Consider the following 13,427-nt stretch of genomic DNA (forward strand, 5'->3'; position numbering starts at 1 on the left):
CAGTCGGCGCGTTTCTTTCAGTCCCGGGCGCAGAAACGTCCGTATCCATCCTTCCGAAATCTTCTCGCATGGCTCTTCGCGCCCGACGTCCCCCGGACCCGCTCCGCGACCACCTGGTTGAGGTGCGCCGCCACCTGCTGCGGCTTCACAAGGCGCTGATCGACAGCGAGCGTCCCCTGTACGAGCAGCGCACGGGGCCCATCTCCAACATGCAGCTGCTGCAGGCGCTGCTGGAGGACCCGTTCTTCGCCTGGCTGCGCCCGTTCTCGGGGCTGATCTCGTCCATCGACGCCGCCCTGTCGGACGACGAGCCGGTGACGCGCGACCAGGCACGCGGCTTCGTGGACCACGCGGGGGCGCTGGTGTCCGGCTCGGCGGAGGCGGACGAGAACGCCGCCCGCTTCGTGCAGGTGCGCCAGCGCGATCCGGCCGTGCTCTTCGCGCAGACCGAGCTTCACCGCCGCATCGCCGAAGCCCTGCGCTGGCTGGACGCGCCGGGGTGATGGCTCTTTTCGTCCCCTTCCGGGTACTGGCTGGCCGGTCCCCACTGAACAACCTCCCGTCATCGATGGTGTCCATGAAGCTGATTCGCCCCGTTCTCCTTGCCGGGTTCGCGCTGGCGTCCGTTCCGGCGGCCGTGCACGCCCAGGCCGCGCCGGCCGACAGCGCCGCGCGCAACTGGCACCTGCTGGACCCCGCCGCCGACCGCGTGCCGGGGATCAGCGCCGAGCGCGCCCACCGCGAGCTGCTGGCCCGCCGCCCGGTGCGCGACACGATCATCGTGGCCATCATCGACAGCGGGGTGGAGGTGGACCACCCCGACCTGGACGGCGTGCTGTGGACCAACCGCCGCGAGGTGCCGGGCAACGGCCGCGACGACGACCGCAACGGCTACGTCGACGACGTCCACGGGTGGAACTTCATCGGCGGCCGCGACGGGCGGAACGTCAAGGAGGACACGTACGAGGTGACGCGCCTCTACGCGCAGCTCCGTCCGCGCTTCCAGAACGCCGACTCGGCCAGCGTCCCCGCGGCGGACCGCGCGGACTACACCCTGTGGCGCCGCGTGAAGGCCGACTTCGAGAGCCGCCGGGCGGAAGAGGAGCAGACGCTCGGCGCCATCAAGCAGGCCGAGGAGACGCTGCGCCAGGCGGAGACCATCCTCAAGCGCGAGATGGGCACCACCACGCTGACCCCGAGCGCGGTGACGCTGTTCAGCCCCAAGGACCAGATGGGGCAGCAGGCGCGCCAGATCTATCTGCACTTCGCCGGGCTGGGCTACTCGCTGGAGCGCGTGGTGGAGGCGCGCGAAAGCACCGAGGCGGGCGTGCGGTTCTCGCTGAACCCCGAGTTCGACCCGCGCAACATCGTGGGCGACGACGCGCGCAACCCCAACGAGCGCGGCTACGGCAACAATCAGTACGAGGGGCCGGACGCGGGGCACGGCACGCACGTGGCCGGCATCGTGGCGGCGGAGCGCGGCAACGGGCAGGGGATCGACGGCATTGCCCCGGCGGTGCGCATCATGTCGCTCCGCGCGGTGCCGCAGGGCGACGAGCGCGACAAGGACGTGGCCAACGCCATCCGCTACGCCGTCGACAACGGCGCGCGCGTGGTGAACATGAGCTTCGGCAAGTCGTTCTCGCCGCAGAAGGAGCTGGTGGACGCCGCCGTCCGCTACGCCGAGGAAAAGGGCGTGCTGCTCGTCCATGCCGCCGGCAACGACGGCGCCGACATCAGCGAAGACCCCAGCTTTCCCACGCCGCTGCTGCAGGGCGGCCGCCGCGCCGCCAACTGGATCGAGGTGGGCGCCGCGTCGTGGCAGGGCGGCGACCACCTGGCGGCGCCGTTCAGCAACTACGACGAGCGGCTGGTGGACGTGTTCGCCCCGGGCATGGCCATCCTGTCGACCGTGCCGGATGGCGAAATCCAGCGCAACGACGGCACCAGCATGGCGGCGCCGGTGGTGGCGGGCGTGGCGGCGACGATCCTGTCGTACTACCCGCAGCTCACCGCCGCGCAGGTGCGCCAGGTCATCATGGAGTCGGCGACGCGCTTCGAGGGGCTGAGCGTGGTGCGGCCCGGCAGCGAGGACGAGCGCGTGCCCTTCGCCCAGCTGTCGGGCTCCGGCGGGGTGGTGAACCTGCACGCCGCGCTGCAGCTGGCCGAGCGCATGTCGCGCCGCTAACGGCCGGGCTTTCGGCGGGCGCGGGGTTGCGGAAAGGCCCCTTCCGGGTTGACACAACCCCGCGCCGCGGCTAGGTTTGCGGCCAGCCGAGGGGTGGCTGCAGTGCTGGGATTGCGCCGACGAGCGGCGCGAAGAGGATCTGGGCGGGGCCTGCCCGGTCCTCTTTCTTGTTGGCGTCCGGCGGCGGCGTTGCGCATTCGGCGGATTCGCCGCACATTGCTGCCCTGTTCCAATGAGCCGAACCGCACTCGTCACCGGCGCCACGGGCTTCGTCGGCGGCCACCTGGTCCGCCGGCTCGCCCGGCAGGGGTGGACGGTGCGCGCGCTGGTGCGCGGCGGCAGCGACACCCGCGTGCTCGACGAGGTGGGCGCTCAGCGGGTGCAGGGGAGCCTGGGCGACGAGGGGGCGCTGCGCGAGGGCGCCAGCGGCGCCGACACCGTCTTTCACCTTGCCGCCGTCACCGCCGCGCGGGGCGAAGACGCGTACGTCCGCGCCAACGTGGACGGCACCCGCAACGTGGTGCGCGCGATCAACGCGGCGTCGCCGACCCCGCGGCGGCTGGTGTACCTGAGCTCGTACGCCGCCTGCGGCCCGGCGCTCCACGGACGCCCCCGCCGGATGGACGAAACGCCCGGACCGGTTTCCACGTACGGGCGTACCAAGCTGCAGGGCGAGGCGGTAGTGGGCGGCGAGCTGGCGGGCGGCACGAGCGCCGCCATCCTGCGAGCCCCGCCCGTGTACGGCCCCGGCGACAAAGCCCTCCTCCCCTACTTCCGGCTGGTGAAGCGACGGCTGGCGCCCGCTCCCGCGGGCCCCGAGCTGCGCACCCACATGGTCTTCGTGGAGGACCTGGCCGCCGCGCTCGCGAACGCGGCCGACGCGCCCCCCGGCACGTACGCCGTCGCCGAGCCCGTGGAGCACCCGTGGGGCGACATCGTACGCGCCATCGCGGCACAGATGGGCACCCGGCCCGTGCGGCTGAAGCTTCCCCCCGCGGGGGTGAGGGCGGCGGGCACGGTGGCTGGCTGGTTCGGCGGCATTGGCGTATTCAATCGCGAAAAGGCCGAAGAGATGCTTGCGCCGGCCTGGCTTTGCGATCTCACGGGGCTGGACGCGCTGATCCCGCCCGGAACGGCCACTCCGCTCGAGGAGGGCATCCGGCGCACGGCTCAGTGGTACCTGGAACAGGGATGGGTTTGATGGCGACGATCGAGGAGACGGTGCGGCGTACCGTGGACCTCTTCGACAAGTGCCGCCGGTTCACGGCGGCGCGGGAGATGATGGACCGCGGGCTGTACCCGTACTTCCAGCCGATCGAGGAGTCCCACGACACCGAGGTGGTGATCCGGGGCGAAACCAAGATCATGGTGGGCTCCAACAACTACCTGGGCCTCACCCATCACCCGTACGTGCTGGAAAAGGCCCGCGACGCGCTGGCCCGGTACGGCTCCGGCAACACCGGCAGCCGGTTCCTGAACGGCACCCTCGACATCCATGAGGAGCTGGAAAGCCGGCTCGCCGCCCTGATGGGCGCCGAGGCGGCGCTCGTGTTCAGCACCGGGTACCAGACCAACCTGGGCATCATCAACGGCCTGGTCACCCGCGGCTCGCTGGTGGTGCAGGACCGGCTGAACCACGCCTCGCTGCTGGACGGCGCGCAGCTGGCCGCCGGCGAGCTGGCGCGCTACCAGCACGGCGACATGGGCGCCCTGCGCCGCGTGCTGGACCGGCACCGCGAGGCCAACGGCGTGCTGATCGCCACCGACGGCGTGTTCAGCATGGAGGGGAACATCGTCGACCTTCCCACCCTGGTGGAGATCAAGGACGAGTACGGCGCCCGCCTGCTGGTAGACGACGCCCACTCGGTCGGCGTGCTGGGGGCCAACGGCGGCGGCACGGCCGAGCACTACGGCCTGCAGGACCGGGTGGACCTCACCATGATCACCTTCTCCAAGTCGTTCGCCTCCATCGGCGGGGCGGCGGCGGGGCCGGAAGACGTGATCCACTACCTGAAGCACCACGCCCGCCCGCTGATCTTCAGCGCCAGCATGCCCGGCTCGGCCGTGGCGACGGTGCTGGCCTGCCTGGACGTGATGCAGCGCGAACCCGAGCGCCGCACGCAGCTGTGGAAGAACGCCCACTACCTGCGCGGCGGGCTGCAGTCGCTGGGCTTCGACACCGTGGGCTCCGAGACGCCCATCATCCCCGTGGCGTCGGGGAACATGGAAAGCACCTTCATCTTCTGGCGCGCCCTGTTCGACGCCGGGGTGTTCACCAACCCGGTGCTGCCCCCCGCCGTCCCCGAGAACTCGTGCCGCCTGCGCACCTCGGTGATGGCCACGCACACGGTCGATCAGCTGGACCAGGTGCTCGACGCCTTCGGGCGCGTCGGCAGGCAGCTGGGGCTGGTGGGAGGGCAGGCGTGAGCACGGCCGCTCCGGCGGCGGGCGCCGCGACGGCGGGCGGGGTGCGCGTCCGCGAGATCGCCGCGGGCCAGTCGCTGCGCCCGTTCGTGGACTTTGCGTGGACGGTGAACGGGCGGGATCCCAACTGGGTCCCGCCCCTTCGCCTGGCGCTGGAGCCGGTGCTGGACCGCAAGAAGCACCCGTTCCACCAGCACGCCGACGTCGCGTACTTCGCCGCCGAGCGCAACGGGGTGATGGCGGGGCGCATCGCCGCCGTCGTGAACCACCAGTACAACGACTTCCACGGGGAAAAGACGGGGACCTTCGGCTTCTTCGAGTGCCATGACGACCCCGAGGCCGCCACGGCGCTGCTGGACGCGGCCGCGGAGTGGCTGCGGGCGCGCGGGATGCACCGGGTGATGGGGCCCTTCAACTTCTCGACGAACGACGAGTTCTCGTCGCCCGGCATCCTGGTGGACGGCTTCGACACGCCACCCACGGTGATGATGTCGCACAACCCGCCCTACTACGGCCGGCTGCTGGAGGGGGCGGGGTGGACCAAGGCCAAGGACCTGGTGGCGTACTGGATTCCCAGCAACCAGGTGCCGGAGCGCGTGCAGGCGGGAATGAAGCGGCTGGCCAAGCGCATGGGCGCCACCATCCGCTCCCTGCGCATGAAGGACCTGAAGGCCGAGGTGGCGCGGGTGCAGGAGGTGTACAACGCCGCCTGGTCCCGCAACTGGGGCTTCGTTCCCATGACCGAGGCCGAGTTCGCGCACATGGCCAGCGAGCTGAAGCCGGTTGTGAACCCCGAGCTGTGCCTGCTGGCCGAAACGCCGGAGGGCGAGCCGATCGGCTTCCTTCTCGCCCTGCCGGACCTGAACCGCGCGCTCAAGCACCTGCCCGACGGCCGCCTGTTTCCGTACGGCATTCCCACCGGGCTTGCCAAGTTCCTCTGGCACAAGCGCAAGATCAACACGCTGCGCATCCTCACCCTGGGAATGAAGCCGGGGCTGCAGGCCTCCGGACTGGGCACGGCGGTGTACATGCGCGGGCTGGAGGTGGCGGCAAAGAATGGGTACGTGGCGGGCGAGGCGTCGTGGATCCTGGAAGACAACCACGAGATGTGCACCGCGATGGACAAGCTGGGTGCCCGCCAGTACAAGCGCTACCGGATCTTCGAGCGCCCGCTCTGATCCTTCGCTCCATCGAGACCGACGCCCCGCCGGCACCCGCCGGCGGGGCGTTCTGCGTCTTCTTCCATCCGTCGTCCGCTTGCTTGCTGGGCTGCTCGGCCGCGTGCTTTGCCGGGCCCTGTGCGGCGGGAGCGCGGGTGGAGTATGATGTCGCGCGCTCGATCACCCCGTTTCCGCCTTGCCCATGCCCCTGAATCCCACCGAATACCTGTCCGTCCTCGTCTCCATCGTCGTGGGGCTGGGCATTTCGCACCTGCTCTCGGGGACTGGAAAGCTCGTCGTGGCCCGGCGGCGGGTGAGCATGTACGGCCCCACACTGATGGCCGTGCTGCTGGTGTTCCTGGCGCACGTGCAGTTCTGGTGGGGAAACCTGGGCTACGGCGAGGAGGTGGAGGGAAACTTCTTCGCGTTCCTGGCCTTTCTCGTCGGCCCGGTGCTGCTCTTCCTGCTGTCGGTGCTGGTGCTCCCCGACTTCGACCAGGAGGGCGAGCTGTCGCTGCAGGCGCACTACGAGGAGAACCGGCCGTGGTTCTTCGGCATCGCCCTGGCGCTGCCGCTTACCAGCGCGCTCCGCAACGTGCTGGTGCAGGGCTCGCCCGTGCTCACTCCCGAGCGGCCCTTCGAAATCGTGTTCGGCGCGCTGGCGCTCAGCGGATTGCTCGTCCGCAGCCCGCGCTGGCACACCATCCTCGGCGCCCTGCTGCTGGCGCTGTTCGCATCCATGATGCTGCTCACGGGCCTGCAGCCGGGATGACGCGGCGGTCGGAATGAACGAAGGGGGCGCGCCCGCAGGCGCGCCCCCTTTCAACTGTCTGCCCGTGCGGCCCGTTTCAGCAGGGCGCCGCCGGGTTCAGCACGCACTCGCTCTGCGGAAGCGGCAGGAACGAGAGCGACGGTGTTTCGCGCGACACCGCCGTGCCGAAGCGGCGGATGTCTTCCCACCGCAGCCCCTGCAGGAACAGCTCGTAGCGGCGCTGGTAGGCGATCTCGGCCAGCACCTCGGCCTCGGTGTCCAGCTGCTCGGCCGTCAGCGCCGGCATGCACGCCACCGGCTCGGAAAAGTTGCCGATCGTGGCGCTGGGGGTGCACTGGGTGCGGACCCCGTTCACCAGCGGCGCGGCCAGGGCCACCCGGCCCGTGCGCGCGTACGCCTCGGCCTGGATCAGCCGCATCTCGTCGGGGAGGTAGATGGGGAACGGCGCGTTGCGGTCCGCGTACTGGCGCAGGTTGCGCAGCGGCACGGCGGGCGACCCGTTCACCGTGGCCTGGTCCAGCCGCAGCCAGAAGCCCGGGCGGTCGTCGGAGGTGTCGGCCTCGGCCACGAACTCCTGCGTGCCGCGCACGTAGTTCAGGCCGAACTGCGAGTAGGCCCAGACGGGGTTGCGCAGCGGGTCGGGGTACGAGAACACGTTCACCCGGTTCAGCGGCACGCGCGCGGCCGCGTCGATGGCCTGCTGGTGCTGGCCGTCGATCAGGTAGTACCGGGCCAGCATGGCGTTGATCACGTCGCCCAGGTTGTAGCCGATGGCCACGCGGGCGTTGAAGTCGCCCAGCTCGCTGGCCGCCACCGACGCCAGCCCGGCCCGCGCCTGCTCCAGCAGCGAGAGCACCGTGTCGAGCACCACCGCCCGGGGCTGCAGCGGGTTCTCGTCGAGCGTGGCCGTCACGGGGATCTGCTCGTACTGCAGGATGGCCGCGCCCAGCGCCATCGCCTTGAAGGTGCGCGCCAGCGCCAGCACGCCCGCCTCGGTGCCGCGCGGCAGCCCCACGTTGCCGGCGTTGGCCAGCAGCTCCTCGGCCGACCTCACCACCCGGAAGGCATTGGTGTACGGCCCGCTCACCACGCCGAAGCTGGCGTCGACGCCCACGCCGGTCACCAGCGAGCGGTCGGCGACCAGCGACACGGTGGTGGTGGAGATCTCGTCGGTCACCAGTCCCGGGGCACGCACCATGTTCAGCACCATCCCGGTGCCCGCCGTGGTCCCCGCGAACTGCCCCTGCATGCCCACCGCCAACGCGATGATGCCGTCGGGGGTGGTCAGCACCAGCTCCTCGGGGGGCGAGTTGGGGTTCGTCAGGTCCAGGTCGCACGCCCCCGCGGCAGCCAGCGCGGCCAGCAGCAGCACGCGCCCGGCGCGGCGTGAAACAGAATTCCGCATCGTCATTCGATTCCTCAGAAGTTGACCGTCAGCCCAACCGACAGGCTGCGCGGAATGGGCGTGGTTACGAAGTCCACCCCGCGCGCGACGGTGCTGCCGCCGAACAGGTTGACTTCGGGATCGATCCCCGAGTAGTTGGTCCAGGTGTGCAGGTTGCGCCCGGCGATCCGCAGGCTCAGGCTCTCGGCGCCCAGCCGGCCGCGCACCCAGGGCTGGTCGAAGGTGTAGCCCAGCGCCACCTCGCGCAGCTTGACGAACGAGCCGTCCTCGACGAACGCCTCGTACAGCGTGTGGCGGTCGGTGTTCAGCGTGTGGTAGCCCGCGGGCACCTCGCCGGCGATCTCACGCTCGGTGTTCTCGCTCAGGCCGAAGTAGTCCTGGATGCGCGCCGTGAAGTTGGCCACCTCGTTGCCGAACCGCCCGTCCAGCAGGAAGCTCAGCTGCAGGTTCTGCCCCACCGAGAGCGTGTTGCTGAGCGAGGCCGTGAAGTCGGGGTTGGGGTCGCCCAGCACCTTCTTGAGGATCACGCCGTTCGCGCCGCGCGCCTTGGCGGGGAAGCAGGGCTCCGCCGGCCCCGTGGTGCACAGGGTGTCGTTGAAGATGAACTGCCCCTGCGGGTTCTTGGGGTACAGGATGATGTTGTTGTTGGCGTCGCGCGGATAGTACCCGCCGTAGAACACACCCACCGGCAGCCCCTCGGCCACGATGTTCAGGTACTCGGAAAAGATGGTGTCGCCCGGCGCGCGCATCCGCTCGACGTTGTTGCGGTTGCGGGCGTACGTCAGCCGCGTGTTCCAGCTGAAGCCGCCGCGGCGCACCACGTCGGCCCCCAGGGTCACTTCCAGGCCGCGGTTGGAGATCTCGCCCACGTTCTGGTACTGCACGTCGAAGCCGGAGCTGCTCTGCAGCGAGCGCAGCAGCACCACGTCACGCGTCAGCTGGTCGTAGACGGTCACCTCCACCAGGGCGCGGTCGTTCAGCAGGCCCATGTCGAAGCCGGCCTCGTACTCGCGCTGGCGCTCGGGCTTCAGGTTGGGGTTGCCCAGGATGGTGCTCCCCGCCTGCCCCGGACGCCCGCCGAAGATCACGTCGGTGAAGTTGTTGAAGGTGCCGTACGACGCGGGGGGCTGCCCGCCCGTCTGTCCGTACGCGGCGCGCACGCGCAGCGAGTTCACCACGCCGCCCACGCCGCCGTCGCTCCAGAACGGCATGTCGTCGACCACCCACGAGGCGCCCAGCCGCGGGAACATCTGCCAGCGCTCGTCCGGCCCGAAGGCCGACGAGGCCTCCACGTTCACCGCGCCGGTGATGAACAGGCGGTCGGCGACGGAAAGGCGCTCCTGCAGGAACGCGCCGACGGTGCGCAGCTCGGTGACGGACTGCGAGGCGAACTGCGTGGCCCCGCCCACGATCTCCTGGCCTGGGGGCAGGTTCTCGGCCCCGGCGCGGATGGTGTTGGTGCGGTCGGCCGTGTAGCGGAAGCCCGCGGTGCTGGTCAGCTCCAGCGCCCGGCTCAGCGGCGACTCGAGGTTGGCCGTGACGTCGCTGTTGAAGCGGCTTACCGAGCGCACCGGGTTGGTGATGAAGCCGGTGGATGCCGGGCCCACCGAGTACGGCGGCTGCAGCAGGATGTTCGCTTCACGGGAGTCGTCCACGCCCAGCAGCGCCGTCACGGACAGGTTGCTGAACGGCGTGATCGTGGTCTGCACGCTGCCGATCAGGCGGTCCACGTCGGCCTCGGTGCGCACCTCGCGCAGCACCTGCAGCGGGTTCACCGTGACGATGGGCGTGTAGGGGTACCGGCCCAGGCTGTCGCTGAACGCGTAGTTGAAGCCGGTGGGGGTGAACAGCACCGCCGTCAGCGCACCGGTGGTCTGCTCGCCCTCCTGCTGATACTGCGTGTGCGACTGGATGTAGCTGCCGGTCAGTGACACCTCGAAGATGTCGGAAAGCGACTGCGTGATCTTGCCGCGGAAGGTGCGCTTCTCGTGACCGGTGGAGCGGATGATCCCCTCCTGGTCCGTCCAGCCTCCCGACATGTAGTAGCTGGTGCCGCCGTTGCCGCCCGAGATGGACAGGTGGTGGTTCATCCCCGGCGCGGTCTGGAAGATCTGCGGCTGGATGTTGTACCGGGTGATGGGGTCGCCCAGCACGTACGCCGAGCCGTCGGGCTTGCGCAGGAACGACACGTCGCCCAGGCCGGCCTTGGCCGCGTCGTTCATCCGGAAGTACCGCGGCGTCTCGGAGCTGGACCCTTCTACCGTGTACGTCACCCGCGGGGTGCCCTGCATCCCCCGCCGGGTGAAGATCTGGATGACGCCGTTGTTGGCGCGCGAGCCGTACAGCGCGGCCGCGGCGGCGCCCTTGAGCACCTCCACGCGCTCGATGTCGCCCGGCGCGATGTCGGTGAGCCGGCTGCTGATGGCCGAGCCTTGGCGCGAGCTGTTGGAGCCGACGGAAATCAGCGGGTCGGTGTTGTTCTCCAGGATCACGCCGTCCACCACGATCAGCGGGTCGGCGCCGCCCAGGATGGAGCTGGTGCCGCGCAGGCGGATGGTGGAGCCGGCGCCGGGGGTCCCGGAGTTCTGCGAGATCACGGCGCCCGAGATGCGGCCCTGCAGCGCCTGGTCGATGGACACGGCGCCGGGCGCCTGGTTGACTTCTTCGCCGCGCACGGTGGACACCGCGTTGGCCACTTCGCGGCGCTCGACGGGTGCGCCGGTGCCGGTGACGACCACTTCTTCGAGCTTCAGCACGTTCGTCGCCAGTTCCACGGGACCCACCTGCACGGCAGGGTCGCTGCCCAGCGTCACCGAGCGGCTCGCCGCGCCCCGTCCGATCTGCGAGAACTGCAGCGTATACGTGCCCGGCGCCACGGTGGCGCGCAGGGTGAACCGTCCGGCGGCGTCGGTCGTCGTGCGCGGGCCGGTGCCTTGCGCCCCGATGCGCATCTGCACGTTCACGTCGGCCAGGGGGGCACGGGTGGTCGCGTCGACAACGCTCCCCACGAGCGTGTACGTCTGCTGTGCCGCGGCTCGCCCCGGGGCCAACGCGGCGAGCAGCGTCAGGACGGTCGCGCCGAGCCAGCGGCGCGGACGAAATAGGCGCATGTGTGGGTCTCTCCTGGAAGTGCGGTGAGTCTCGCCCCGCCCCGCGCCGGGGACGGCGAGCAGGTTGGCGCGGGTGCCTGGCGGAACCGGCCGGGGAATGCGGCCGGGCAGGACCCCGCGTAACCTCTGCCTTGTTGTTAGCGCGCCAGCCGCGGCACCGCAAGGGTTTGGGCCGGCGATGTGGACGGGGGGCGATTCGGACGGATGCCTTCCAAATTTCCGGAAACAGACGGCGAGCGGAGCGCCGTCCTGCTACTCGTCTCCCGAGGGGATGGGCGGCGGAAAACGACAGCGCGCCCGCCCTGGAGAAGGCGGACGCGCTTCGGGAGATCCACTTGCGTTCGTCGTCGGACGAGCGGGGGATCAGCCGCGGAGGGGACGCGCCACCAGGATGCCCGTCGCCCGGCGGATGGCCGACACGTACTCGGGGAGCGTCGTGCGGCTGACCTCCACCGCGCCGCCGGAGAGGGGCGCGTGCAGGACGCGCAGCACGCCTTCGCCGTCGCGGTACGCAAGGCCCGTGTGGGTGACGTCCAGGCCGGGGACGGCCGTGGCGAAGGCCAGCACGTCGCCGCTATGGATTCGGTCCTGCACCCCGGCGATGCGGTCGGCCGGCACCAGCCAGCGGGGCGCGCCGTCCAGCGAGCGTTCCATCCGGCCGATGGCGGCGAAGGTCGCTTCGTCGCGCAGGGCGGGGTAGCTGGACCGGTGCTCCGTCATGAAGCGCAGCGGGCGCTCGTCGCGCACCCCGCCCAGCTCGCGTCCCAGGTCGCGCACCAGGCCGCGCCGGACGCCGTCTGCCATCCACTCGCTGAAGTAGTGGAGGCGGCTGGCGAATCCCCGGCGCTCGCCCCCGCGGTAGCGCATCCGCTCCACCTCGCGGGCGAAGCGCTCCCATCCCTCGCGTGGCCCCGCCGCCGCCGTGCGCGCCACGGCGATGGCCGATTCCACCAGCGACACGCAGTCGAACTTGGACAGGTGCAGCGTCAGCGGCTCGTCCGCGGGCCTCCCACCATCGGCCAGGTACTGCTCCAGCGTGTACGCCGCATAGGGAAGGCCCAGGGCCAGCTCGGCCGCGCGCGCCACCGCCGGGCCGAAAGGCGCGCCGGGGCGGCAGACGCCCTCGGCGCAGAGCACCCGCAGCCACTCGGCCAGGCGGGCGCGGTCGTCCGCGGCCGGCGAGGTGGCGCTCCAGAGCGCGCGGGGCAGGGAAGCGCCCGCGGCGGCGAGGGCGGCACGGGCCAGGAACGATCTGCGCGAGATGGGCATCGCTGCTCGGGGATCGGGACTTCAGGGGTGCGGGACGGATTTGGTACCCCGCAGTCGCCGCAGGGATCAGAACGGGAACGGCGGGTCGTCGCGGGTGCCGTCCAGAGTGCCCGCGTCCAGCACCAGCCGCAGCAGCTCGTCCAGCTGCCCCAGGCGCTCGCGCTCGCGGCGGGAAACCAGCAGGTCCTGCTGCCATCCGGGGTCGATGCGGATGGCCTGCGCGATCTGGAAGGCCGTTTCCAGCCCGGGATCGATCTCCGGGAAGGGCTGCTTGTACTTTACCACCTCTTCCAGCACGCGGTAGAACAGGTCGATGGAGCGCTGGCGGCGCGGCACCAGGCCGCGGCGGTCCTCCCGCTCGTCCTCGTACGGGGCGGCGAGCGCCTCCCAGTACGGCGCCCCGGACTCGATGCCGTCTTCCACGCGAAAGCGCTCCACGCCGCGGATCAGCAGCAGCGACCGGCCGTCGGGAAGGGGCTGGAACTTCACGATGTGCGCGACGCATCCCACGCCCCCGTTCTCGGTGCTGAAGGGGCCGTGCCGGTCCGGATCGTGGTAGATGAGCCCGAACCGCTCGTCGCCCTCCACGCAGCGCGCCACCATCTGCCGGTAGCGCGGCTCGAACACGTGCAGCGGCATGGGCGCGCCGGGAAACAGCACCACGGGAAGGGGAAACAGCGGAAGCCTCATCAGGCGAAAGTGCGTCCCGCGCGGATTCGCGGCAAGAGGGCGCTGCACTGGACCCGTCGGGCGAATGAATTCGCTGCAACGACCACACGAAGTCCGCCTGCGCGGACTGGCCTGTTCTTCCTCGGAGAGGACGATGTGGCGCGCCCGTGGTGCGTGAGGGCTGGGTATGAGTTCTGCCGAAGCGCGAGATGTCATCCCGATGGAGCGGCCACACCCAAGTCGCGGCATCACCAGGCTTTGCAGCGACTGAGGGATCCGCCACACACTACGCATGATGCAGTTTGGCGTCAGCTGCGCCCAGTCCCCGGCCCCGTCGGGCGAATGAATTCGCTGCAACGACCACACGAAGTCCGCCTGCGCGGACTGGCCTGTTCTTCCTCGGAGAGGACGATGTGACGCGCCCGTGGTG

Annotated in this window: 10 protein-coding genes; 6 read left to right on the plus strand and 4 right to left on the minus strand. The window is 70.6% G+C overall.

All coding sequences use genetic code 11. The features are described 5' to 3' along the window. The first annotated feature begins 68 nt into the window (after nt 1–68). The 6 genes from VIB55_RS05920 to VIB55_RS05945 all read left to right on the plus strand — a co-directional run bounded on the left by VIB55_RS05920 (nt 69) and on the right by VIB55_RS05945 (nt 6,544). Nucleotides 69–503, plus strand: a complete 435-nt coding sequence (locus tag VIB55_RS05920) for a hypothetical protein (protein WP_331875744.1) — start codon at nt 69–71, stop codon at nt 501–503. A gap of 74 nt (nt 504–577) precedes the next feature. Continuing rightward, nucleotides 578–2,188: a S8 family peptidase gene (locus tag VIB55_RS05925; protein WP_331875745.1), complete on the plus strand. Its 1,611-nt coding sequence runs from the start codon at nt 578–580 to the stop codon at nt 2,186–2,188. A 232-nt stretch (nt 2,189–2,420) separates the two neighbouring features. Beyond that, on the plus strand, nt 2,421–3,389 hold the full coding sequence (locus VIB55_RS05930) for an NAD-dependent epimerase/dehydratase family protein (protein ID WP_331875746.1): 969 nt from the start codon (nt 2,421–2,423) through the stop codon (nt 3,387–3,389). Between the two features lie 32 nt (nt 3,390–3,421). Further along, nucleotides 3,422–4,615, plus strand: coding sequence for an aminotransferase class I/II-fold pyridoxal phosphate-dependent enzyme (locus VIB55_RS05935; protein ID WP_349262995.1), 1,194 nt, complete (start codon nt 3,422–3,424; stop codon nt 4,613–4,615). Beyond that, nucleotides 4,612–5,790: a hypothetical protein gene (locus VIB55_RS05940; protein ID WP_331875748.1), complete on the plus strand. Its 1,179-nt coding sequence runs from the start codon at nt 4,612–4,614 to the stop codon at nt 5,788–5,790. Before VIB55_RS05935 ends, VIB55_RS05940 begins: the two co-directional genes overlap by 4 nt. Before the next feature lie 184 nt (nt 5,791–5,974). Continuing rightward, nucleotides 5,975–6,544, plus strand: coding sequence for a hypothetical protein (locus tag VIB55_RS05945; RefSeq protein ID WP_331875749.1), 570 nt, complete (start codon nt 5,975–5,977; stop codon nt 6,542–6,544). A 76-nt stretch (nt 6,545–6,620) separates the two neighbouring features. Here VIB55_RS05945 and VIB55_RS05950 read toward each other — a convergent pair whose 3' ends face one another. The 4 genes from VIB55_RS05950 to VIB55_RS05965 all read right to left on the minus strand — a co-directional run bounded on the left by VIB55_RS05950 (nt 6,621) and on the right by VIB55_RS05965 (nt 13,018). Then, the gene (locus VIB55_RS05950; protein WP_331875750.1) at nt 6,621–7,949 is read right to left on the minus strand and encodes a RagB/SusD family nutrient uptake outer membrane protein; all 1,329 of its coding nucleotides are present in this window, start codon (nt 7,947–7,949) and stop codon (nt 6,621–6,623) included. A 14-nt stretch (nt 7,950–7,963) separates the two neighbouring features. After that, the gene (locus VIB55_RS05955; RefSeq protein ID WP_331875751.1) at nt 7,964–11,059 is read right to left on the minus strand and encodes a SusC/RagA family TonB-linked outer membrane protein; all 3,096 of its coding nucleotides are present in this window, start codon (nt 11,057–11,059) and stop codon (nt 7,964–7,966) included. Nucleotides 11,060–11,422: 363 nt separating this feature from the next. Continuing rightward, nucleotides 11,423–12,328, minus strand: a complete 906-nt coding sequence (locus VIB55_RS05960) for an N-acetylmuramoyl-L-alanine amidase-like domain-containing protein (protein ID WP_331875752.1) — start codon at nt 12,326–12,328, stop codon at nt 11,423–11,425. 66 nt (nt 12,329–12,394) lie between these two features. After that, nucleotides 12,395–13,018, minus strand: a complete 624-nt coding sequence (locus tag VIB55_RS05965; RefSeq protein ID WP_331875753.1) for an LON peptidase substrate-binding domain-containing protein — start codon at nt 13,016–13,018, stop codon at nt 12,395–12,397. Between the last annotated feature and the right edge of the window lie 409 nt (nt 13,019–13,427).

The sequence above is a fragment of the Longimicrobium sp. genome (assembly GCF_036554565.1).
Lineage (GTDB): Bacteria > Gemmatimonadota > Gemmatimonadetes > Longimicrobiales > Longimicrobiaceae > Longimicrobium.